Genomic DNA, 21,573 nt, shown 5'->3' with positions numbered 1-21,573 from the left:
ACGCACCGGTGCGCACCCCCCGGCGCGCACCGGCCCCGTACACCCCCGCGAACGTCACCCTTCTCCCGGCGCTCCCGGCGCTCCTGACACTCGCCGCTCCCCGGACCCTCCCAGCTCGCCCCGCTCTCCCATCTCCCCCAGCGCCTCCGCCAGCACCTCCGCCAGATGGCGGCCCGGGCGGTCGCTCAGTTGATCAAGCTGAGTACGGCACGAGAAGCCGTCCGCGAGGATTTCCGTTCCGGGGGCGGATTCCCGTACTGCGGGCAGGAGTTGGTCCTTGCCAGTCGGGGGCCAGTTCTTCCAGGCCTTGGGCGAAGGTTCCTACGGAGCCGACCAGTTGGCTGCGCGTGGGTCGTCGGAGAGCAGTTCCGGCAGGTCCGTGCGGAGGGCGGCGGCGCAGCTCGGTTCGAGGACGACCAGGGGGTGGCCGTCCTGGAGCAGGGGGCTGAGGACCTCGACGGTGCGGCGCATGACGCGGCGGGCCCCGTCGAGTTGTCCGGTGGAGACGTAGGTGAGGCCGCAGCACAGGGGAGGGCGGTGCAGACGGGGGAGGCTGGGCTGAGGGAGGGCCCCGCCGGGCTGGCGTAGCGGGGCGGTCGGCGGCAGGAGGGGGCGCAGTCCGGCGGCTTCCAGGACGCGTACGGCGGCGCGGCCCACCTCCGGGGAGAGGTGGTTGGTGAAGGTGTCGGGCCAGAGGATGACCGTGCGGGCGGAGGTTCCCCCGGTGGCGTCGTCGAACGGCCGGAGAGTCCCCCAGTAGCCGTCGTCGAACGGCCGGAGACTCCCCCAGTAGCCGTCGCCGAACGGCCGGAGACTCCCCCAGTAGCCGTCGCCGAACGGACGGAGGCGCCCCTGGTGGCCGTCGCCCTGTGACGGCGCCACCACCAGCGAACGTCGCCTCGATCCGGGCGGCCGGCTTCAGCAGCCAGTTCGCGCACGCCAGCGGCATCACCTGGGCGGAGCGGGGCCCACCCGGATCACGGACCACTGACGGGCCTCAGCCCTGGCCGTCACCGCAGCCCCCGCTGGGATTGCCGCCCTGGCTGTCGTCCTCCTGAAGTCGCCTCATGCGGCGGGCCCGCGGCAGGAGATGAGGAGTTCCGCGCCGGGCAGCGGAGGCGGTATACGCAGCAGGCCCCCGGAACCAAGTCCCGGGGGCCTGCTGTTGGAAGACGAACGTGCGGGCTGACGGTCTTGTCAGCGTTGTCGTCCCGCTCGGGCCGGAGCATCGCGCTCGGCGGAGTGCACCGCCGTCCGCCCTTCGCCGTACTCCTGGCCGAGGCCGGAGTGCGTCGGCGTCACGTCAGCCATGAAGCCGATCTGCGCTTGTTACGCCAGGCCGCAGGCCGTGAGTCCGTAGTCGCTCTTGACGCCGAGTTCCTGTAGCTCCCGCCAACACATGTCGCGGCCCGCCGGGCCTGAGGCATGTGCCGCGGTCGCACATGCATGCTTCACTCCGGCGCCGACGTTGTAGCCCCTCCCCTTCAGATAAGCAGTGCAGTCTGACTGGGACGCCGAGGCCGGCGTCGCGAGGGCCACAGGCAGAGCCCCCGCGATCAGGGCCAGAGACGCAGCGGCAGCTGTACGACGCAGCGCTCCGCCCCGGTGGTTCGTACGAGCCTTGTCACGCATGGAACTTCCCCTCTTTTCCTGCATGGAGCTTCCCCCAGTTGCATATTCGTGGCGCAGCTTTTCTCAGCGAGTGCGCGCCGGTCATGCGCACACTCGGCAATGTCGGCTGACGGGCACCGGGATACGAGAGCACCCACCGGAACGTGCCGCATCGGCGTTACGGAGGTCCCGCGTATGGCGGTTCAGGGCTCTCGCGCCTCGCTGTCCTGCCCACGTGCACCAATCGAACAGATGATCACGCTACCATCGCGTCTCGCACGCCACCCGGGTTTTTGAAGGCCTCGCCCTGGCCTTGCGCTCGAATGAACGCCGGTGGCCTCAGAAGGCCGCGGGATCTTCGGTCTTGAGCGTTTCCATGAACGATCCCCACGCGCCCTCGCCCACGATGAGGCGAGGGCCGGCTGGGTACTTGCTGTCACGTATGACTTCGGGCGGCCCCATGACGCGCGAGGCAGCGTTGTCCCTCGTCACGCCCGGCTTCTGGTGCGAGCGCCGGGCCCGGCCCGTCCCCCGTCAGTCGCGGATATTGCCGCACGTATACATCACGCCCCCTCCCCCAACGCCTCCGCCAGCACCTCCGCCAGATGGCGGCCCGGGCGGTCGCTCAGTTGATCAAGCTGAGTACGGCACGAGAAGCCGTCCGCGAGGATTTCCGTTCCCGGGGCGGATTCCCGTACTGCGGGGAGGAGTTGGTCCTCGGCGCAGGCCACCGAGACGTCGTAGTGGCCGCGCTCGAAGCCGAAGTTGCCGGCCAGGCCGCAGCAGCCGCCGGTCAACGAACCGGTGAGGCCCGCGCGTTCGCGGAGGCGGCGTTCGGCCGCGTCGCCGAGGACCGCATGTTGGTGGCAGTGGGTCTGGCCGGCGATGGGGCGGTCGATGCGGGGTGGCTGCCAGTCGGGGGCCAGTTCTTCCAGGGCTTGCGCGAAGGTGCGTACGGAGGAGGCCAGTCGGGCCGCCCGGGGGTCGTCGGAGAGCAGTTCCGGCAGGTCCGTGCGGAGGGCGGCGGCGCAGCTCGGTTCGAGGACGACCAGGGGGTGGCCGTCCTGGAGCAGGGGGCTGAGGACCTCGACGGTGCGGCGCATGACGCGGCGAGCCCGGTCGAGTTGTCCGGTGGAGACGTAGGTGAGGCCGCAGCACAGGGGTGGGCGGTGGAGGCGGGGAAGGGCGGGCTGAGGGAGGGCGCCGCCGGGCTGGCGTAGCGGGGCGGTCGGCGGCAGGAGGGGGCGCAGTCCGGCGGCTTCCAGGACGCGTACGGCGGCGCGGCCGACCTCCGGGGAAAGGTGGTTGGTGAAGGTGTCGGGCCAGAGGATGACCGTGCGGGCGTCGGACGGGGACCCGGCCCCGGCCGTCGTGCGGCCACCGGACAGCTCCCCTGTCCCAGTCACCGTGCCGCCACCGGACAGCTCCCCGGCCCCGCCCGCCGTCCCGCGGCGCCGGCGCCACCACCAGCGGGTGAAGGTCTCGGTGGCCAGTGCGGGGATCGGCCGCTCGGCGGCGATTCCGCCGAGGCGTTTGGCGACGGCGGCCAGCGGCGTACGGGCGAGGACGTTGAGGGCGGGGGCCAACGGGGCGGCGGCGTGCAGCCACTGGGGGAGGCGGCCCATCGAGTAGTGCGCGGCGGGGCGCACCCGGCCCTCGTAGTGGTGGTGCAGGAATTCCGCCTTGTAGGTGGCCATGTCGACGCCTACCGGGCAGTCGCTGCGGCAGCCCTTGCAGGAGAGGCAGAGGTCGAGGGCGTCGTGCACCTCCGGCGACTGCCAGCCGTCCGTGATCACCTCGCCGGCCAGCATCTCGTGCAGCAGACGGGCCCGGCCGCGGGTGGAGTGCTGCTCCTCGCCGGTGGCGCGGAAGGACGGGCACATGACGTCGGTCGAGCCCGGACCCGTCGTGGTGTTGCGGCATTTGGCGACGCCCACGCAGCGGCGGACGGCGGCGGAGAAGTCGCCGTTGTCGTGCGGATAGCCGAATTCCACCGGGACCGGGCGCGAGGGCAGCACCTCGAAGCGGAGGTTCTCGTCGAGCCGTGCGGGGCGGACGAGCATGCCGGGGTTGAGGCCGGCGGCCGGGTCCCAGAGCGACTTGAACTGCTCGAAGACGCGGACGAGTTCGGGGCCGTACATCTTCGGGAGCAGTTCGGCGCGGGCCTGGCCGTCGCCGTGCTCGCCCGAGAGCGAACCGCCGTGCGCGACGACCAGCTCGCCCAGGTCGTAGGAGAAGTCCCGGAAGCGGCGAATGCCGGGCGGGGTCAGCAGGTCGAAGTCGATGCGGATGTGGATGCAGCCGTCGCCGAAGTGGCCGTAGGGGGTGCCGCGCAGGCCGTGCTGGGTGAGCAGGGCGCGGAAGTCGCGGAGGTAGGGGCCCAGCTGTGCCGGGGGGACGGCGCAGTCCTCCCAGCCGGGCCAGGCCTCGCTGCCGTCCGACAGCCGGGTGGCGGTGCCCGAGGCGTCCTCGCGGATGCGCCAGAGCGCGCGCTGGCCGGCCGGGTCGGTGACGACGGTGTGGTCGGTGCTGCCGTCGGCGGCGGCCGCCCGGCAGAGCGCCTGGGCGCGGGCGGCCGCCTCACCCGGGCTCGCACCGCCCATCTCCACGAACAGCCAGGCGCCGCCCTTGGGCAGCCCGGCGGCGTCGCCCACCAGATCGGCGGCCATCCCCTCGACGGTCATCGGGCCGTGCGGGAGGAGGGTGTGCGCGGCCTCGGCGGCGGCGCTCTCGTCGGGGTAGGCGAGGACGGCGAGCACCCGGGCCGCGGGGGTCTCCACGAGGCGTACGGCCGCCTCGGTCAGTACCCCGAGGGTGCCCTCGCTGCCGGTGAGGGCGCGGGCCAGGTCGGTGCCCTTCTCCGGGAGCAGTGCGTCCAGGGCGTAGCCGGAGATGCGGCGGGGAAGGTCGGGGTAGCCGGTGCGCAGCAGCGCCAACTCGCTGTCCACCAGGGCTTTTACGCCGTCCCGGAGGCGTGGGGGCAGTCCGGTGGGGGCACCGGTGGGGTCGGTGCCGCGGCCGGCCCGTACCCGCTCGCCGCCGTAGGTCAGCAGCTCCAGCTCGCGGACGCTGTCGGCGGTGGTGCCCCAGGCCACCGAGTGCGAACCGCAGGAGTTGTTGCCGATCATGCCGCCGAGGGTGCAGCGGCTGTGGGTGGAGGGGTCGGGGCCGAAGGTCAGTCCGTGGGCGCCGGCCGCCGCCCGCAGGTCGTCCAGGATGACGCCGGGCTGGACGACGGCGGTGCGGGCGGCGGGGTCCAGCGACACGATCCGCCTCATGTGCCGGGTGAAGTCCAGCACCACCCCGACGCCGGTCGCCTGCCCCGCGATACTGGTCCCGCCGCCGCGCGGCACCACCGGCACCCCGTGCTCCCGGCACACCCGCAGCGCCGCCGCGACGTCCTCGGCGTCCCGGGGCGCGACCACCGCTCTGGGCACCCGCCGGTAATTGGACGCGTCCATCGTCATCAGTGCCCGGTCGGCCGCGGCGAACGAGACCTCCCCCCGGACCGCGGCCGCCAACTCCTTCGCCAGATCCCGCTTCTCCGTCTCCGTACGATCAGCCATGTCTCCAGCCTGCCCACTGGGACGGGTTCATGGGTGGTCGGCAGGCCCGATCGCCGGGGCGAGTTGCGGCCGTCAGCCGGAGTGCGTGGCGGCGGCCGTCAGCCGGAGGAGGTGACGGCGGGCCGTCAGCCGGAGGAGGTGGCGGCGGGCCGTCAGCTGGAGGAGGTGGCGGGTGCCGGTGTCCGGTCCGCCGCGGCGGCGCCGGCGGGGTGGAAGCGGAAGACGTTCTCCGGGTCGTGGCGGGCCTTGAGTCCGGCCAGCCGGCGGTGCTCGTCGGTGCCGTGCACACTGCGCGCCACCTCCGCGGCGTCCGGCCGGTGCCCGTGCCCGCCGAAGAGGAAGTTCACGCTCCGGCCGAGCCGCCAGGGCGCGACGGCCGCCAGCGCCTCGGCGTGCAGCGCCCGTACGGTCGCCAGGGCAGGGTCGGACCCATCGTTGCCCGGCCCGTCGTCCGCCGCGGCTCCCGTCAGCGGTGACAGCAGCCGCAGCGCATACCGGGCGTCCCGGTGGCCGACGGCGCCGGTCCCGGTGGACAGCGCACCGCCGAGATGGTTGAGCTGGACCACGGTCATCACCGGCGCGGCCGGTCCGGTCAGCGCCGCCACCCGGCGCAGCGCGGCCGCGTCCAGCCCGCTGAGCAGCGCGTTGTCCCCGTCGTAGGCATGCGGATCGCTCGGGTCCCGGTGAATGGTGTGCGACTCGGCGTACGGCATCTCGCGCAGGTCGTCGCTCACCCGTGGGCCCACCGCCCGTAGCGGGGCCACCAGCCGCTCGCCCTCCGCGGCTCTCCCCGTACAGGCGATCCGGATGTGCGCCAGGTAGCGGCCGCGCAGCGACCCGGGCAGCTGCGGGAGGTCCGGGTAGGCGATCAGGGCGAGCGACGAGGTCAGCTCGTCCGGCACGGTCTCGGTCCAGCGCAGATACGCCGCCAGCGCCTCGTCGATCTGCTCGGCGCCGAACACCAGCTGCCCGCCGTACAGCCGGGCCACCGGCACCAGCCCGAACTCCATCGCGGTCACCACCCCCAGGCCGTGGCCGCCGCCGAGCAGCGCCCGGAACAGCTCGGGATCGGTGTCCGCGGTGAGGTGCCGCAGCCGGCCGTCGGCGGTCACAAGGGCGACGGACCGCACCTGGTCGGCGGCGAAGCCGTACGTCCGGGCCAGCACCCCGACGCCGCCCCCGAGGGTGTACGAGATGACGCCGACGCCCGGGGAGGAGCCGTTGAGCGGGGCGAGTCCGTGCGGGGCCGCCGCCTCGACGACCTGTCCCCAGACGACGCCCGCCTCGACGTGCGCGGTGCCGGCCGCCGCGTCCACCCGCACCCCGGCCATCCGCCGGGTACTGATCAACAGCCCGCCGTCGGTGGCCGCGGACAGCCCGTGCCCGGTGGCCTGGACCGCGACCGGCAGCCCCTGATCGCGGGCGAAGCGCACCGCGGCGACGACGTCCTCGGCGCGGCGCGCGCCGACGATCACGGCGGGCCGGTGCTGACGGGCCAGCTGGAAGCCGGACCGCTCGGCGTCGTAGCCGTCGTCCCCGGGGACCAGGACCGGGCCCCGGACCCGGTCCACGAGGGCGGCGAGGGAGGCGGGGTCGAGTGGTGCGGGCGCGGACGGCAGAGCGAGGTCGTTGGTCTCCATGCCCCGCACTCTGGCGCGATAACTTGACACCCGCCGTCATATATAACGGCGGCTGTGAAGTCGTCCCGTCTGCTCTCGATCGTGCTGCTGCTCCAGACCCGCGGCCGGGTGCCGGCGGCGGAGCTCGCCGAGCGGCTGGAGGTCTCCACCCGGACCGTCTACCGCGATGTCGAGGCGCTGTCGGCGGCCGGGGTGCCGGTCTACGCCGAACGCGGCCGGCACGGCGGGATCGCGCTGCTGCCCGGCTTCCGTACGGATGTCACGGGGATGACCACCGACGAGGCGCGGGCCCTGTTCATCCTGGCCGCGCAGGGTGCCCACAGCGCCCTCGGCCTGGACGACGCGCTGCGCTCGGCGCTGCGCAAGGTGATGGCGGCGCTGCCCGCCCCGCACCGGCCGGCCGCGGAGCTGGCCGGGCGCCGCATCCTGGTCGACCCGGACAAGTGGACGCCCCGCCCGTCGTCCGCCCCTTCGGCTGACGGGCCGTCCGGCGACGCCGCCGCCGCGCGCCCCGCGGTGGACCTCGATGTGCTGCACACGGCCGTCTTCACCGACCTCCGGCTCCGTATCCACTACCGCCACAGCGGCGAGACCCGGCTGCGGACGTACACCGTCGACCCGTACGGGCTGGTGGCCAAGGCCGGCACCTGGTACCTCGTCGCGGACCGGCGCGGCCGGCCGCAGCTCTTCCGGGCCGACCGGGTGGCGTCCGCGACCCTCACCGACGTCCCGGTACGGCGCCGTGCGGGGGTGGAGCTCGCCGAGGTGTGGCAGCAGCTGCGGCGCCAAGTGGAGGACCGGCCCGCCGAGGTACGGGTGACCGCCCGGATCCGCCGCGAGCGGCTGGATCTGGCGGTGCGGATCCTCGGCGGGGCGCTGACCGGGCCGCCCCGTACGGGTGACGGCGACGAGGGCGGGGACTGGGCCACCCTCGATCTGGCGTACCCCGTCCTCCCCGCGGTCCGTCAGCTGCTCCAGTTCGGCGACTCCCTCGAAGTGCTCGCCCCGCCCGAGGCCCGCCGGGTGATGGCCGAGGCCGCCGCCGCCCTCACCGCCGTCTACGCAGGCGACACGCCCTAGACCCGGCCGTCCACCGTATGGGCGGCCCGCATCTCACCCGCTGGACGCGGCGCCGGAGCCCGCAGCGCGACGGATTAGGCTTCCCCCGTGGCTGATATCCAGATTCCCGCTGACATCAAGCCCGCCGACGGACGCTTCGGCGCGGGCCCCTCCAAGGTGCGTACGGAGGCGCTCGGCGCCCTCGCCGCCACCGGTAGCTCACTTCTCGGCACGTCCCACCGCCAAGCCCCGGTCAAGAACCTGGTCGGCAAGGTGCGCGACGGCGTACGCGACCTCTTCCAGCTCCCCGAGGGCTACGAGGTCGTCCTCGGCAACGGCGGCTCCACCGCCTTCTGGGACATCGCGACGCACGGCCTGATCGAGCGCAAGTCCCAGCACCTGAGCTTCGGTGAGTTCTCCTCGAAGTTCGCCAAGGCCGCCAAGCTGGCGCCGTGGCTGGAGGAGCCCACCGTCATCTCCGCCGACCCGGGCGACCACCCGCAGGCGCAGGCCGAACAGGGCGTGGACGTCTACGGCTTCACCCACAACGAGACCTCGACCGGTGTCGCCGCCCCCATCAAGCGGGTCGCGGGCGCCGACGAGGGCGCGCTGGTCCTGGTCGACGCCACCTCCGGCGCCGGCGGTCTGCCCGTGGACATCACCGAGACCGATGTCTACTACTTCGCCCCGCAGAAGTCCTTCGCCTCCGACGGCGGTCTGTGGCTGGCGGCCTTCTCCCCCGCCGCGCTGGAGCGCGCCCGCGCCATCCACGCGTCCGGCCGGCACATCCCGGAGTTCTTCTCGCTGCCCACGGCGATCGACAACTCGCTGAAGAACCAGACGTACAACACCCCGGCGCTGTCCACCCTCTTCCTGCTCAATGAGCAGCTGGAGTGGATCAACGGCCAGGGCGGTCTGGACTGGGCGGTCCGCCGCACCGCCGCCTCCTCGCGCACCCTCTACGGCTGGGCCGAGGACTCCAAGTACGCCACCCCGTTCGTCACCGACCCGGCCAAGCGCTCGCAGGTCATCGGCACGATCGACTTCGATGACAACATCGACGCCGCGGCCGTCGCCAAGGCCCTGCGCGCCAACGGCATCGTCGACACCGAGCCCTACCGCAAGCTCGGCCGCAACCAGCTGCGGATCGCGATGTTCCCGGCGATCGACCCGGCGGACGTCGAGGCCCTGACGGCCTGCATCGACCACGTCATCGGCAAGCTGTAACCGGCTGTCCGGCACTCTGCGCACAGGCCCCGGCGGGCGCCCGCCGGGGCCTGTGCGCTGTGTGCGCGCGGTCCGGGCTCAGCGGCTCAGCCGCCGGAAGCGCCGTACCGCCAGCGGCAGGAAGACCGCGGTGAGGACGGCCGGCCAGAGCACCGCCATCAGCACCGCATGCTGTTCGACCCAACTGCCGCCCGTGGTGGCCGGGTTGCCGAAGAGTTCACGGATGGCGCCGGCCGTCGAGGACACCGGGTTCCACATCGCGATCGTGCCCAGCCAGTCCGGCATCATCGACGGCGGGGTGAAGACGCTGGAGATCATGCCGAAGGGGAAGGCGACGGCGTAGAGGCCGCCGGCCGATTCCTGGTTGGGTGCCAGGAGGCCGAGGTAGACGCCGATCCAGGTGAGGGCGAAGCGCAGAAGCAGCAGCAGGCCGAAAGCGGCGAGGGTGGCGGCCGGGCTGCCGTGGGAGCGCCAGCCGACGACCACGGCGATCGCGGCCAGCACCACGAGATCGACGGTCGCGCCGATCACATCGGCGACCCCGCGCCCGCTGACCACGGCGGACGTCGCCATCGGCAGGGAGCGGAACCGGTCGGTGACCCCGTGGTCCCGGTCGACGACGACGGCCACCGCGGTGTTCATGAAGCCGAAGGAGATCGTCATCGCGAAGATGCCGGGCATCGCGAACGTCGAGTAGTCCACCCCGCCTCCGACGTTCATCGCGCTGCCGAAGACATAGACGAAGAGCACCACGGAGACGATCGGGAAGCCCAGCTGCCAGGCAATGATCACGGGCTGCCGGACGAGATGGGTCAGATCCCGGCGGACGATGGTCAGACAATCGGCGAAGGCCCAGTAGAGACGGCGCACGGGGCCGTCGTCCGCACCGGCCGGCCTCCACGGGGCGGGGCCGTCGTCGTGCGGGATGTGCAGCACGGTGCCGGCGCTCATGCGGCCACCTCCTTCCCGGCCTCGGCCGTACCGCGTCCGGTGAGGCGCAGAAAGACCTCGTCGAGCGTGGGGCGGCGCAGCCCGATGTCCTCGACGCCGATGCCCTCGTCCTGGAGGGTGCGCGCGACCTCGGTCAGTGCGGCGACGCCTTCCGTCACCGGGGCGCCGACCCGCCGCTCCGCCTCGTCCGTCGTGGGCGCCACGCCGTTCGCGGCGACCCGCGCCACGGTCCGTACCGCGTGCGGGAGATCGGCCGGATCGCGCAGCACCACCTGGAGGCGCTCGCCGCCGATCTGCCGCTTCAGCTCGGCGGGCGTGCCGTCGGCGATCGTCCGCCCGTGTTCGATGACGGAGACCCGGTCGGCCAACTGGTCCGCCTCGTCGAGGTACTGGGTGGTCAGCAATACGGTGGTGCCGGTCGCGGTGAGCCCGCGGACCGACTCCCAGACCTCGTTGCGGCCGCGCGGGTCGAGGCCCGTGGTCGGCTCGTCCAGGAAGAGCACCTCGGGTGCGAGGATCAGGCTCGCGGCGAGGTCGAGGCGGCGGCGCATCCCGCCGCTGTAGGTGCGGGCCGATTTCCCGGCCGCGTCGCCCAGCCCGAACTGGTCCAGCAGCTCCGTGGCCCGCACCCGCGCCCGGCGGGCGCCCAGATGGAAGAGCTTGCCGAACATCTCCAGGTTCTGACGTCCGGTCAAGATGCCGTCCACGGCGGCATATTGACCCGCGAGTCCGATCCTGGCGCGCACCTGCTGCGGCGACCGCACCACCTCGTGCCCGGCGACCGTCGCCCGTCCGCCGTCCGGTCGCAACAGGGTGGCCAGGATGCGGACGACGGTGGTCTTGCCCGCCCCGTTCGGCCCGAGGAGGCCGTGCACCGTGCCGCGGTGGACGGTCAGGTCGAGGCCGTCCAGGGCCCGTTTGTCGCCGTACCGCTTCTCCAGACCCTCCGCGCGCACCGCCGCATCGGGCGGCGCCGGCGCCTTTCCGGCACCCGCCGTCGCCACCCCGCCCCTTGTTCCACACGTCATCCCGCTCGTACTGCCGGCCATCGCCGCTCCCCTCCGGATCGAAAACTGGGTACACCGTACCCGATTACGCGTACGCCGTACTCAGTTTTTGGGCGGCGGCATAGGATGGCCGCACGATGACGACGACAGAACACAGCGGCAGCGGCGATGTCTCGCGCAGCCTGGAGCTGCTCTGGGGCCTCGGCGAACGGCCCAGCCGCGGCCCCAAACCGGGCCTCACCCTCGACCGCATCGTCACCGCCGCGGTGGCGGTCGCCGATGCCGAAGGGCTCGGCGCGCTGTCCATGCGCCGGGTCGCCACCGACCTCGGCGTCGGCACCATGTCGCTCTACCGCTACGTCCCGGGCAAGGCCGAACTCCTCGACCTGATGCTCGACAAGGTCGCGGAGTTCGACGCCGACGCCCACCCCGACCCGGCCGCCGGCTGGCGCCCCGCGATGGAGGCCCTCGCCCGCGGCAGCCGGCAGCAATACGAACGGCACCCCTGGCTGCTCCAGGTCGACCAGGCCCGCCCGCTGCTCGGCCCCAACGCCCTGGACTCACTGGAGTACTCGGTGCGCGCCCTGGCCGGCACCGGTCTGACCGACCGCGAGAAGATCCACGTACTGGTGACCTTCGGCGGCTTCCTCACCGGCATCTCCCGCACCGAGCTCAACTCCGCCCTCGCCGAGCAGCGGACCGGCATCAGCAATGCGGACTTCTGGCAGTCACAGGAGCCGGTGCTGTCCAAGGTGATGCTGAGCGGCCGTTACCCCGCCCTCGCCGCCCTGGACGAGGACACGTTCGCCGGCGACGACAGCTCCGTCTTCGAGCTGGGCCTGGCCGCGCTCCTCGACGGCATCGCGGCACTCATCGCCACCCGCACCGCCCCGACGGACACACCGTGAGGTGACGAGGCGGGCCGGTCCCCTACCGCCGCCGCACCAGCCTGCGGAGCACGACGACCAGCCCCGTGGCCAGGGCGAGGACCATGGCCCCCTTGATGAAACCCGGGTCCAGGTCCGTGCCCGAACTGCCCTTCCCGCCCTGGCCGTTGGCGCCGTCACCGTTCGCCGGGTCGTCCTTGGCCGCGTCCGGGAGCTGCTCGTCGCTCAGCCCGACCGGCTCGACGGCACTGCCGCCGCCCTCGGAGCCGTACATCAGGGTGCGGCCGTCCGCGGTGAAAGTGACCGATTCGCCCTGCTGCTGGACCGGTACGCCCACGCTGCCGAGGTCCTTCGGGCGGCCGTCCTGCCAGCGGTAGATCCGGGAACCGAAGTAGCTGCGCAGCACCAGACGGGTGCCGTCGGGGGAGAACGCGCCGTCGGTCACCCACAGATCGACCGGGGCGACCTTGCGGAAGGTGTTGGTGCCGGAGGCGGTGAGCTGCCGCGGGCCCTCGTAGAGGGCGCCACCGCCGCCCTGCTTCTTGCTGGCGAGATAGACCCGGCCGGTCTTGGGGTGCACCATCATCGCCTCGGCGTCCCGCGGCCCGTCGGCGTATTTCACCACGAACTGGGTGGCGGTGACGGTGGTGTCGCGCAGCCGCTTCGGCTCGGGGAAGCGGTAGATCCAGACGTGGTTCCAGCTGCCGCCGAGGTTGTCGCCGATGTCGCCGACGTAGAGGTCACCGTCCGGGCCGGCCGAGATCGCCTCGACATCGCGCGGCGCGCCGACACCGCGCAGCGTGATGCGGGCGACCGTACGGCCGGACTTGCCGTCGACGGCGTAGAGGTAGGGGCCGTCGTCACTGTCGTTGTGGGTCCAGTAGATCCCGGGGTGCGTGCGGCTGGCGGTCAGCCCGCTGGACTCGGTGATCCGGGGATCGCTGATGGTGAAGCCGTCGGGCTCGTCGGCGGCGGCGGGAACGACGGCCGCCGACCACAGGATTCCCGCGGCACCGGCCGCGCACAGAAGCGAACGCATGGGCACAGACTGCCATCCCGGGCCGCGGCGCGGGGGCGCGGTGGCCGCCCCGGCCCCGGCGCTCCGTGCCGGACGGGCGTGGCGTGTCCAGCGTCACGTACCGGCCGGTAAGGATTCTCGGCCATCATGTCCGGATGAGGATCATGTTCGTCGGTGACTCCATGACGATCGGCAGCACCGGCGATTTCACCTGGCGTTACCGCATGTGGCAGCACCTGAACGCGGCCTTCGACGGGTCGTACCGCATCGTCGGGCCGCGCCACACGCTCCATGAACCCACCGAGGGCACGGACACCTCATCCGCCTATGCCGACCCCGGCTTCCCCGCGGAGGCTCGCCGTCATCTCGCCGGCTGGGGCGAGGGCTGGCTGCACATGGCCCCGCTGATCGGTGACGCGGTGCGCCGGCACGAGGCCGACACCCTGCTGGTCTCGCTCGGCCTGATAGACCTCGGTTTCTATACGAACGCCGGGCAGACCGCGGAGAACGTACGGCGGTTCGTGGCAGCGGCACGGGAGGCGGCGCCGCACCTGCGGGCGGTGCTGATGCCGGTGATCCCCAATGTGCGGGCGGCGGCGGACGCCGCGTTCGGTGCGGAGTGCGCACGCTTCAACGAGCTGCTGGCCAAGGCCGTCGCCGATCTCTCCACCCCCGCCTCGCCGTTGCTGCTGGCCTCCGAACCGGCCGGGTGGGAGACCTGCCGTGCCACGTACGACGGAACCCATCCGTCGGAGTGGGGAGAGCACCTGCTGGCCGGGGCGTTCGCCGATGCGATGCACCAGGCGTGGGGCGTCGGCGGCCCGTACACCGCCGACTCGCCGGCGGTGGCCGTCCCGTCCCCGTGAGGCCCCGGCCGGTGGCGGTCAGGAGACGGCCGCCGCCGTCCAGGAGTCGGCCAGCGCACACAGCTCCGCCAGCGCGGCCTCGGTGCGCACGCGGTCACCGGTGACCAGGAAGTCGGTCTGCAGACCCGCGTAGGCACTGTTCAGGAAGGTGGCGTGGACCCGCGCCGCCTCGGGGGCGAGACCGCGGGCCTGCAGGGCGCCGGCGACGAACTCGGCACGGTCCGCGAGGAACTTGGGGACCCGGCCGCCGAGCCTGCCGGCCGCCGCCAACCCCTCGATCTCGTGGATGAGCCGGGTCGCGCCGAGGTTGCCGGGCTCCAGATGACGCCGCCAGGAATCCCGCACGATCGCGCCGATGCCCAGCGAGGCGTCGTCCCAGCCCTCGGTGGCCCGCAGCTGCCCGTGCTGGATCTCGTCCAGCCGCTCCAGTACGGCCGTCAGCAGATCGTCCTTGTCCGCGAAGTGGTGGGTGAGCACCCGGGTGCTGTGCCCGAGCGCCTGGGCCAGCGGGCGCAGGGAGAGGTTGGAGATCCCGGTCTCGGCGAGGTGGCCGATGGCCGCGTCGAGGATCTCGGTACGGCGGTGGGGGTCGCGGGGCCTGGCCATCGGTCGGACTCCTCGTGGTGCGGGGATCTCTGGGCGGTGCGGGGATCTTCTGGGCGGTGCGGCGATCTTGGGGACGTGCGGAATGCTCCGGGCCTGCGGGCCCACTGACGGCCCCTCTGACAGACCCGTTGGCAGACCCTCTGGCGGGACACCACCCACCCTAATTAGGGAAACGAGTGTTACGTTAATGGGTATGTTGACGACAGCCCCCTTACGAGGACGCCTCCCCGCCCCCTGGCTCTGCGCCCTCACCCTCTGCGCCTTCGCCCTCCAGACCGACGACTTCGTGATCGCCGGCGTACTGCCCGCACTCGCCCGCGGGCTGACGGTCAGCCAGGCCGCCGCCGGACAGCTCGTCACCGTCTTCTCCGTGGTCTGCGCGGTGGCCGCCCCGGTCGCCGCCGTCAGCACCGCCCGGCTCCCCCGCCGGGCACTGCTCACCGCCGCGCTGGCCCTCTTCTGCCTCGCCAACTTCGCCGTTCTCCTGACCAGTTCCTACGTCGCACTGATGGCGCTCCGGGTACTGGCCGCGCTCGCCGCCGCCGTCGCCCTGCCCACCGCCCTCGCCGCGACCGCCCGGCTCGCACCGCCGGAACGACGGGGCCGCAGTCTCGCCACCGTCATGGCCGGGCTGACCGGCGCCATGGTTCTCGGGGTACCGGCCGGCACCTGGGCCGGGGCGGCGCTGGGCTGGCGGGCCACCTTCGTCCTGGGCGGGACGCTCGGGCTCGCGGCCCTGCTCCTCGTCCGCGGCACCCTCCCCGCGCTGCCGCCCGCCCCCGCCACGCCGCTCGCCGCCCGTCTCCGCCCGCCGAACCGGCCCGCCGTCCTGTACGCCCTGCTCGCCGCGGCCGTCGCGGTGCTGGGCAATCTGCTGCTGCAGACCTACCTCGCGCCGTTCCTCCACGACCTGGCGGGCGTCACCCCCGGCACGCTCGGTGTGCTGCTGGCGCTCACCGGCGTCGCCGGCATCGCGGGCGCGCGGGCGGGCGGCACGCTGGTGGACCGCTGGGGCGCCGGGGCCGCCTTCGCCACGGCGGCGCTGGTGTTCGCCGCGGCCACGGCCGGGCTCGCCCTGTGCGGGGTGCGGCGGCCCGCCGCACTCGCCCTCGTCGTCCCGCTGCTGTTCGTTTGGGCGGCCGCGGCATGGGCGATACCGCCCGCCGTACAGACCCGTGTGCTGACGCTGGCCGGCTCCGCGCACGGGCCGCAGGCGCTCGCGCTCACCAGCAGCGGGGTCTACGCCGGCGCCTCGCTGGGCGGCGCCCTCGGCGGCCGGCTGCTCGCCTCGTACGGACCCGGTGCCCTGCCGGTGGCGGCGGCCTGCTGCACCCCGGTCGCGCTGCTGCTCTTCGCCGCGGCCGGGCGCCGGAGGCCCCGCCCGGTCCCGCCGCGGCAAGGCGCCCTCGCCTCCTCGGCGCGGCATCCGCAACGCTGACCGCCACCCCGAACGGTCCTTGCTTCGAGTGCACTTCAAGGCGTTGGCTGGGCAACCATGAAGTACACGCAGCTCGGACGCACCGGACTCAAGGTCAGCCGACTCGTCCTCGGGACGATGAACTTCGGGCCTCAGACGGACGAGGCCGACAGCCACACCATCATGGATGCGGCGCTCCACGCGGGCATCAACTTCTTCGACACCGCCAATGTCTACGGCTGGGGAGCCAACAAGGGCCGTACGGAGGAGATCCTCGGCTCCTGGTTCGCCAAGGACGGCGGCCGGCGGGACAAGACCGTGCTGGCCACCAAGCTCTACGCCAACATGGCAACCGACGACGGCAAGGTCTGGCCCAACCACGACAAGCTCTCCGCGCTCAACATCCGGCGGTCGGTGGACGCCAGCCTCAAACGGCTGGGCACCGACTACATCGACCTCTACCAGTTCCATCACGTCGACCGGGACACGCCCTGGGACGAGATCTGGCAGGCCATGGACGTGCTCGTCCAGCAGGGCAAGATCCTCTACGTCGGCTCGTCCAACCACGCCGGCTGGCACATCGCCCGCGCCAACGAGACCGCCGCCCGCCGCGGCTCGTACGGCCTGGTCAGCGAGCAGTGCCTCTACAACCTCGCCGAGCGCCGCGCCGAGATGGAGGTCATCCCGGCCGCCGAGGGCTACGGCCTGGGCGTCATCCCGTGGTCCCCGCTGCACGGCGGGCTGCTGGGCGGCGCCCTCCGCAAGGAGCGCGAGGGCGGCGCGGCCCGCTCGGGCGCCGGCCGCTCCGCCGACTCGCTCGCCAACTCCACGATCCGTGCCCAGATCCAGTCGTACGAGGATCTGCTCGACAAGCACGGTCTGGAGCCCGGTGAGGTGGCTCTGGCGTGGCTGCTCACCCGGCCCGGTGTCACCGGCCCGATCGTCGGCCCGCGCACCGCGGACCAGCTCGCCTCCGCGCTGCGGGCCGTCGAACTGACCCTCCCGGACGAGCTTCTCGCCGCACTCGACGAGATCTTCCCCGGCCCCGGACCGAGCCCGGAGGCCTTCGCCTGGTGAGGGGGCCGAGGGCCCGGCGGACGGTTCCGGCCGTCCGCCGGGCGCTCGGCGGAGGCGGCCGCGGCGGCCGTCAGCGCAGAGCCGCCGCCACGATCACGACGACGAGCAGCACGGCGAGCAGACCGGACATGATCCGGTTACGGGTTTTGGGATCCACCCTCTGAGCGTAACCGGGACGGATCCGAACGTTTCAGCGGGCCGGGACCACGCGGCCGCCGGGCCTCAGTGGCCCAGTGGCCAGGACCCCACCGTTTCGTACCGGGGCTGCTTGCCCGCCACGCCGGGGACCGGGGGGTGGCTGCACACCAGGGCGAGGTCACCGACCGTCCAGGAGGTGCCGGCGAAGTCCTTGAGGGCGCTCGCGTACGGGCGGAGGTCCAGGTTGGGGATGCGGTTCCTGGCGAGGGTGAGGTGGGGGGTGTACGGGCGGTGCTCCTCGTCCATGGCGAGGCCGGCCCGGCGGGCCGCCGCGGAGGCCGCGTCGGCCAGGATGCGCATGGCGGGGCGGTCGCCGTCGGCCCCGGCCCACACCACCCGGTCCGAGAAGCGGCCGCCGCCGGCGATCCGCAGCTCATAGGGGTCGCGGCGGTGGGCGGCGCGCGCCAGCCGCTCGGACAGCTCGGGGACGGTCTCCTCGGGCACCTCGCCGTAGAAGGCGAGGGTGAAGTGCCAGCTGTCCCGGCCGGTCCAGCGCAGCCGGCCGGCGGCCGGGAGCTTCTTCAACTGCGCCACCTCGGCGGCCAGTTCCTCGATCGCGGGAGCGGGGGGCAGGACGGCGGCGAAGAGTCTCATGCGGCCAGTGTGGCGCAGCGCACCGGCCGTCCGGCGGACACGAGGTGCTCCGGCCCGGCCCCGCGGGACCGGGCCGAGGAGCGCGCTACGCCGCCGGCGCCATCTTCTGCTCCTTCTCCTGCCCCGGCCCCTGTTCTTGCTCCTGCCCCTGCTCCGCGGACGGATCGGGGGCGGGGCCCCGGGGCACGAAGACGAGGTGCTGATGCCCGCGGCGCAGGTCGATCTTGAGCCGCAGTCCGCCCACCCTCGCGAGGATCAGGCCGATGAGGACGGCGGCCGCCAGGGAGACCGCACCGCCCGCCATGAAGCCGATCCGCGGGCCGAAGCTGTCGGTGATCCAGCCGACCAGCGGTGCGCCGAGCGGGGTGCCGCCCACGAAGACCATCATGAACAGGCTCATCACCCGGCCGCGCATCAGCGGATCGGTGGCCATCTGGACGCTCGAATTGGCCGTGACGTTGATCGTCAGGCCGACCGTGCCGATCAGCACCAGCAGCGCCGCGAAGACCCAGAACGACGGGGCGAGCGCGGCCGCGATCTCCAGGACGCCGAAGAGCATCGCCGCGCCCACCAGCAGCCGCAGCCGGGAGCTGGCGCGGCGGGCCGCGAGCAGCGCGCCGATCAGCGAACCGGCCGCCATCAGCCCGTTGAACAGCGAGTACGTCCCCGCGCCCTGGTGATAGACGTGATGGACGAACGCGGTCAGCCAGATCGGGAAGTTGAAGCCGAAGGTGCCGATGAAACCGACCAGGACGATGGGCCAGAGCAGGTCGGGGCGGCCCGAGACATACCTCAGGCCCTCCCGCAGCTGGCCCTTGCTGCGCGGGACGCGGTCGACCTTGTGGAGTTCGGCGGTGCGCATCATCAGCAGGCCCGTGAGCGGGGCGATGAACGAGAGACCGTTGAGCAGGAAGGCCCAGCCGCTGCCGAAGGCGGTGATCAGGACGCCGGCGACGGCGGGCCCGATCAGCCGCGCGGACTGGAAGTTGGCGGAGTTCAGGCTGACCGCGTTGCGCAGCTCGTCCTGGCCGACCATTTCGGAGACGAAGGCCTGCCGGGAGGGGTTGTCGAGGACGGTGACCAGGCCGAGGACGAAGGCGACCAGGTAGACGTGCCAGACCTGCACCTGCCCGCTCAGCGTGAGCGCGGCGAGGGCCAGGCCGGTGAGGCCCATGGCGGACTGGGTGAAGAGCAGCAGTTTGCGCTTGGCGAAGCGGTCGGCGATGACACCGCCGTAGAGCCCGAAGAGCAGCATCGGAAGGAACTGCAGCGCGGTGGTGATGCCGACCGCGGTGGACGAGCCGGTGAGGCTGAGCACCAGCCAGTCCTGGGCGATGCGCTGCATCCAGGTGCCCGTGTTGGACACCATCTGGCCGGTGGCGAAGAGGCGGTAGTTGCGTATTCGCAGAGAACTGAACGTGCCCTTGCGCGGTGTGGCGGCGGGGCCTGCGGCGACACCCGGGGCGGTGCCCGGAGTGGTCGCGGTCGCGTCGTCGGAAACCGTGTCTTCGTGGGAGTTCGGTGCGGGGGCGGAGTGTGCTCCGGATCCCGTACTCAAAGTGGGTTCGCCTCCTCGGCCTCGGTTCTACAGCTGTGCGAGCTTCTCCAGCACGGGCGCGGCGGCCCGCACCTTCGCCCACTCGTCCTCGTCCAGCCCGGAGGCCAGCTCGGCGAGCCAGGCGTTGCGCTTACGGCGGCTCTCTTCGAGCATCGCCTCGGCCTGCTCGGTCTGCGTGACGACCTTCTGGCGGCGGTCGTCGGGGTGCGGTTCGAGCCGGACCAGTCCCTTGGCCTCCAGCATGGCCACGATGCGGGTCATCGACGGCGGCTGCACATGCTCCTTGCGGGCCAGCTCGCCGGGGGTGGCATGGCCGCACCGGGCGAGGGTGCCGAGCACCGACATCTCGGTGGGGCTCAGCGATTCGTCGACCCGCTGGTGCTTGAGTCGGCGCGACAGGCGCATCACGGCGGACCGCAGAGCGTTCACCGCGGCCGCGTCGTCGGGGGGCACCTCCGGCCCGTCGGGCTGGAGGGAGGACAGTTCCGGCATGGTCTTTAGCATAACTCATTACCCTTTCTAAGGAAAGCCAAGGGGCGCCTTCCGTCCCGGGTCACCCATATGAGTGAGGACGCGGCCGAAAGTGACGCGCCTGACCGCGTACGGACGGGACCGTGTCCGGATGGGATCGCAAGTGCTCAGCCTGCGTGTGGACGGGGAGCTGCTGGAGCGCATTCGGCAGCACGCAGCAAAACGCGGAATGAGCGTCCAGGACTATGTGGTCCGGACGCTCATTCGCGAGGATTTCGACGAGCGGTTCAAGTCCTCCGTCGACGAGACGGAGAAGCTGGGAGTCCGCTGGCCGGCTACTTGACCCCGAGTGCCTGCTCGATCGGGTCGAGCAGGAAGTAGACCAGGAAGCAGAAGCCGACCGCGTTCAGCAGCCAGGGGATCTCCTTGACCCGGCCGGTCGCCGCGCGCAGCAGGATGAAGGCCAGGACGCCGATCCCGATGCCGTTGGTGATGCTGTAGGTGAACGGCATCGAGATGATCGTCAGGAACGCCGGGATGCCGATGGTGGGGTCGCCCCAGTCGATGTCCCGCACGTTCGAGGCCATGATCAGGAAGCCGACGACCACCAGCGCGGGCGTCGCGGCCTGCGAGGGGACGACGGTCGCCAGCGGCGTGAAGATCAGCGCGAGCAGGAAGAGACCGCCGGTCATCAGGTTCGCGAGGCCGGTACGGGCGCCCTCGCCGACACCGGCGGTGGACTCCACGAAGCAGGTGTTGGCGGAGGCGGAGCCGAAGCCGCCGCCCGCGACCGCGATGCCGTCGACCATCAGGATGCGGCCCATGCCCGGCAGCTGGCCGGTCTCGTTGTCCAGCAGACCGGCCTCCTCGCCGACGCCGATGATGGTGCCCATCGCGTCGAAGAAGCCGGAGAGCAGCACGGTGAAGACGAACAGGCAGCCGGTCAGCACGCCGACTTCCTGGAAGCCGCCGAAGAGGCTGATCTGACCGATCAGCCCGAAGTCCGGGGTGTCGATGATCTTTTCCGGAACGTTGGGGACCGCCAGGCCCCAGGACGCGTCCGGGATCTCGACGAGGGCGTTGATGACGACCGCGACGACGGCCATCGAGACCATGCCGATCAGGATCGCGCCCCTGACCTTGCGCACGATCAGGACGAACATCAGCGCCAGCCCGATGACGAAGACCAGCACCGGCCAGCCCTTGAGCTGGCCGCCCTGCCCCAGGCCCATCGGGACGGTGGTGTGCGCGGCGTCCGGGTTACGGGTCACGAAGCCCGCGTCGACCAGGCCGATCAGCGAGATGAACATGCCGATGCCGATGGCGATGGCCCGCCGCAGCCCGTTGGGGATCGCGTCCATCACCCGCTGCCGCAGACCCGAGGCGACCAGGAGCATCAGCACCAGACCCGCGAGCACGACCATGCCCATCGCGTCCGGCCAGCTCATCTTGGGGGCGAGCTGCAGCGACACCACGGCGTTGATACCGAGGCCGGCGGCGATGGCGATCGGGACATTGCCGATGAGGCCCATCAGGACCGTGCTCAGTCCGGCCATCAGCGCGGTGGCGGTGACCAGCTGGGCGTTGTCGAGCTGATGGCCGAACTTATCCACTCCGGCGCCGAGGATGATCGGGTTCAGCACGATGATGTAGGCCATCGCGAAGAACGTCGCCAGACCGCCGCGCAGTTCGCGGCTGACCGTCGACCCCCGCTCGGAGATCTTGAAGAAGCGGTCGAAGCCGTTCTTGGGAGGCTTCGGACCTGGGTCGTTGAGGGTGTCGACCGGCGTGGTGGCCGAGGGGGACATGCGGGGACCTCA

General features: G+C 72.3%; 18 protein-coding genes and 1 pseudogene. 7 read left to right on the top strand and 12 right to left on the bottom strand.

Translation table 11 applies throughout. The features are described 5' to 3' along the window. Window positions 1-54: 54 nt before the first annotated feature. The 4 genes and pseudogenes from NUT86_RS24840 to NUT86_RS24825 form a co-directional block, all read right to left on the bottom strand. Window positions 55-714: pseudogene (locus NUT86_RS24840) on the bottom strand (hypothetical protein); the annotation flags it as partial. A 1,236-nt stretch (window positions 715-1,950) separates the two neighbouring features. Beyond that, the gene (locus NUT86_RS24835; protein ID WP_078518606.1) at window positions 1,951-2,073 is read right to left on the bottom strand and encodes a DUF397 domain-containing protein; all 123 of its coding nucleotides are present in this window, start codon (window positions 2,071-2,073) and stop codon (window positions 1,951-1,953) included. A gap of 101 nt (window positions 2,074-2,174) precedes the next feature. Next, entirely contained in the window at window positions 2,175-5,177 is a 3,003-nt protein-coding gene (locus NUT86_RS24830; RefSeq protein WP_274737632.1) for an FAD-binding and (Fe-S)-binding domain-containing protein, read from the bottom strand. A gap of 152 nt (window positions 5,178-5,329) precedes the next feature. Then, window positions 5,330-6,817, bottom strand: a complete 1,488-nt coding sequence (locus tag NUT86_RS24825) for an FAD-binding oxidoreductase (protein WP_274737630.1) — start codon at window positions 6,815-6,817, stop codon at window positions 5,330-5,332. Between the two features lie 54 nt (window positions 6,818-6,871). Between NUT86_RS24825 and NUT86_RS24820 the strand changes: the two genes are divergently transcribed. Continuing rightward, window positions 6,872-7,897, top strand: a complete 1,026-nt coding sequence (locus NUT86_RS24820) for a helix-turn-helix transcriptional regulator (protein WP_274737628.1) — start codon at window positions 6,872-6,874, stop codon at window positions 7,895-7,897. 87 nt (window positions 7,898-7,984) lie between these two features. Continuing rightward, window positions 7,985-9,103: a phosphoserine transaminase gene (gene serC / locus NUT86_RS24815; protein ID WP_018089662.1), complete on the top strand. Its 1,119-nt coding sequence runs from the start codon at window positions 7,985-7,987 to the stop codon at window positions 9,101-9,103. Window positions 9,104-9,181: 78 nt separating this feature from the next. Here serC and NUT86_RS24810 read toward each other — a convergent pair whose 3' ends face one another. Both NUT86_RS24810 and NUT86_RS24805 read right to left on the bottom strand, forming a co-directional pair. Continuing rightward, the gene (locus tag NUT86_RS24810; RefSeq protein ID WP_274737626.1) at window positions 9,182-10,054 is read right to left on the bottom strand and encodes an ABC transporter permease; all 873 of its coding nucleotides are present in this window, start codon (window positions 10,052-10,054) and stop codon (window positions 9,182-9,184) included. Further along, on the bottom strand, window positions 10,051-11,058 hold the full coding sequence (locus NUT86_RS24805; RefSeq protein WP_018089664.1) for an ATP-binding cassette domain-containing protein: 1,008 nt from the start codon (window positions 11,056-11,058) through the stop codon (window positions 10,051-10,053). The genes NUT86_RS24810 and NUT86_RS24805 overlap by 4 nt, the downstream gene beginning before the upstream one ends. Window positions 11,059-11,198: 140 nt before the next feature. On the opposite strand from NUT86_RS24805, the gene NUT86_RS24800 reads away from it, so the two are divergent. Next, window positions 11,199-11,969, top strand: coding sequence for a TetR/AcrR family transcriptional regulator (locus NUT86_RS24800; protein ID WP_274737624.1), 771 nt, complete (start codon window positions 11,199-11,201; stop codon window positions 11,967-11,969). 22 nt (window positions 11,970-11,991) lie between these two features. Here the strand turns inward: NUT86_RS24800 and NUT86_RS24795 are convergent, their stop codons facing one another. Further along, window positions 11,992-12,987 (bottom strand): hypothetical protein, encoded by a 996-nt coding sequence (locus tag NUT86_RS24795; protein ID WP_274737622.1) that lies wholly within the window; start codon window positions 12,985-12,987, stop codon window positions 11,992-11,994. A gap of 143 nt (window positions 12,988-13,130) precedes the next feature. Here NUT86_RS24795 and NUT86_RS24790 point away from each other — a divergent pair, with 143 nt between their 5' ends. After that, window positions 13,131-13,832, top strand: coding sequence for a GDSL-type esterase/lipase family protein (locus tag NUT86_RS24790; protein WP_274740611.1), 702 nt, complete (start codon window positions 13,131-13,133; stop codon window positions 13,830-13,832). Window positions 13,833-13,850: 18 nt separating this feature from the next. Here the strand turns inward: NUT86_RS24790 and NUT86_RS24785 are convergent, their stop codons facing one another. Then, window positions 13,851-14,438 carry a TetR/AcrR family transcriptional regulator gene (locus NUT86_RS24785; protein WP_159486743.1) on the bottom strand — a complete coding sequence of 196 codons (588 nt, stop codon included), beginning with the start codon at window positions 14,436-14,438 and terminating at the stop codon, window positions 13,851-13,853. A 193-nt stretch (window positions 14,439-14,631) separates the two neighbouring features. On the opposite strand from NUT86_RS24785, the gene NUT86_RS24780 reads away from it, so the two are divergent. Together NUT86_RS24780 and NUT86_RS24775 are read left to right on the top strand one after the other, a co-directional pair. Beyond that, window positions 14,632-15,876 carry an MFS transporter gene (locus NUT86_RS24780; RefSeq protein WP_274737620.1) on the top strand — a complete coding sequence of 415 codons (1,245 nt, stop codon included), beginning with the start codon at window positions 14,632-14,634 and terminating at the stop codon, window positions 15,874-15,876. A gap of 57 nt (window positions 15,877-15,933) precedes the next feature. Further along, window positions 15,934-16,932, top strand: coding sequence for an aldo/keto reductase (locus NUT86_RS24775; protein ID WP_018089670.1), 999 nt, complete (start codon window positions 15,934-15,936; stop codon window positions 16,930-16,932). A 222-nt stretch (window positions 16,933-17,154) separates the two neighbouring features. Here the strand turns inward: NUT86_RS24775 and thpR are convergent, their stop codons facing one another. The 3 genes from thpR to NUT86_RS24760 all read right to left on the bottom strand — a co-directional run bounded on the left by thpR (window position 17,155) and on the right by NUT86_RS24760 (window position 19,774). Continuing rightward, the gene (thpR, locus tag NUT86_RS24770) at window positions 17,155-17,724 is read right to left on the bottom strand and encodes an RNA 2',3'-cyclic phosphodiesterase (RefSeq protein ID WP_159486749.1); all 570 of its coding nucleotides are present in this window, start codon (window positions 17,722-17,724) and stop codon (window positions 17,155-17,157) included. An 85-nt stretch (window positions 17,725-17,809) separates the two neighbouring features. Beyond that, window positions 17,810-19,282 (bottom strand): MFS transporter, encoded by a 1,473-nt coding sequence (locus NUT86_RS24765; protein WP_018089672.1) that lies wholly within the window; start codon window positions 19,280-19,282, stop codon window positions 17,810-17,812. 27 nt (window positions 19,283-19,309) lie between these two features. Next, window positions 19,310-19,774, bottom strand: coding sequence for a MarR family winged helix-turn-helix transcriptional regulator (locus NUT86_RS24760; RefSeq protein WP_018089673.1), 465 nt, complete (start codon window positions 19,772-19,774; stop codon window positions 19,310-19,312). Window positions 19,775-19,904: 130 nt separating this feature from the next. On the opposite strand from NUT86_RS24760, the gene NUT86_RS24755 reads away from it, so the two are divergent. Continuing rightward, window positions 19,905-20,096 carry a ribbon-helix-helix protein, CopG family gene (locus NUT86_RS24755; protein WP_026169636.1) on the top strand — a complete coding sequence of 64 codons (192 nt, stop codon included), beginning with the start codon at window positions 19,905-19,907 and terminating at the stop codon, window positions 20,094-20,096. On the opposite strand, the gene NUT86_RS24750 is transcribed toward NUT86_RS24755, so the two are convergent. Further along, window positions 20,089-21,561, bottom strand: a complete 1,473-nt coding sequence (locus tag NUT86_RS24750) for an NCS2 family permease (RefSeq protein WP_109891978.1) — start codon at window positions 21,559-21,561, stop codon at window positions 20,089-20,091. The genes NUT86_RS24755 and NUT86_RS24750 overlap by 8 nt on opposite strands. Between the last annotated feature and the right edge of the window lie 12 nt (window positions 21,562-21,573).

It is taken from the genome of Streptomyces sp. G7(2002), assembly GCF_028870195.1.
In the GTDB taxonomy this organism is placed as follows: domain Bacteria; phylum Actinomycetota; class Actinomycetes; order Streptomycetales; family Streptomycetaceae; genus Streptomyces; species Streptomyces nigrescens.
The sequence above is the reverse complement of the archived record's forward strand: the minus strand, read 5'-3'. Positions and strand labels throughout refer to the sequence as shown.

Bases quoted from the DNA above. Each gene is read 5' to 3' on its own strand.
- NUT86_RS24835 (WP_078518606.1), bottom strand. From the start codon at position 2,073: ATGGGGCCGCCCGAAGTCATACGTGACAGCAAGTACCCAGCCGGCCCT.
- NUT86_RS24830 (WP_274737632.1), bottom strand. From the start codon at position 5,177: ATGGCTGATCGTACGGAGACGGAGAAGCGGGATCTGGCGAAGGAGTTG.
- NUT86_RS24825 (WP_274737630.1), bottom strand. From the start codon at position 6,817: ATGGAGACCAACGACCTCGCTCTGCCGTCCGCGCCCGCACCACTCGAC.
- NUT86_RS24810 (WP_274737626.1), bottom strand. From the start codon at position 10,054: ATGAGCGCCGGCACCGTGCTGCACATCCCGCACGACGACGGCCCCGCC.
- NUT86_RS24800 (WP_274737624.1), top strand. From the start codon at position 11,199: ATGACGACGACAGAACACAGCGGCAGCGGCGATGTCTCGCGCAGCCTG.
- NUT86_RS24795 (WP_274737622.1), bottom strand. From the start codon at position 12,987: ATGCGTTCGCTTCTGTGCGCGGCCGGTGCCGCGGGAATCCTGTGGTCG.
- NUT86_RS24790 (WP_274740611.1), top strand. From the start codon at position 13,131: ATGTTCGTCGGTGACTCCATGACGATCGGCAGCACCGGCGATTTCACC.
- NUT86_RS24785 (WP_159486743.1), bottom strand. From the start codon at position 14,438: ATGGCCAGGCCCCGCGACCCCCACCGCCGTACCGAGATCCTCGACGCG.
- NUT86_RS24780 (WP_274737620.1), top strand. From the start codon at position 14,632: ATGTTGACGACAGCCCCCTTACGAGGACGCCTCCCCGCCCCCTGGCTC.
- NUT86_RS24775 (WP_018089670.1), top strand. From the start codon at position 15,934: ATGAAGTACACGCAGCTCGGACGCACCGGACTCAAGGTCAGCCGACTC.
- thpR (WP_159486749.1), bottom strand. From the start codon at position 17,724: ATGAGACTCTTCGCCGCCGTCCTGCCCCCCGCTCCCGCGATCGAGGAA.
- NUT86_RS24760 (WP_018089673.1), bottom strand. From the start codon at position 19,774: ATGCCGGAACTGTCCTCCCTCCAGCCCGACGGGCCGGAGGTGCCCCCC.
- NUT86_RS24755 (WP_026169636.1), top strand. From the start codon at position 19,905: ATGGGATCGCAAGTGCTCAGCCTGCGTGTGGACGGGGAGCTGCTGGAG.
- NUT86_RS24750 (WP_109891978.1), bottom strand. From the start codon at position 21,561: ATGTCCCCCTCGGCCACCACGCCGGTCGACACCCTCAACGACCCAGGT.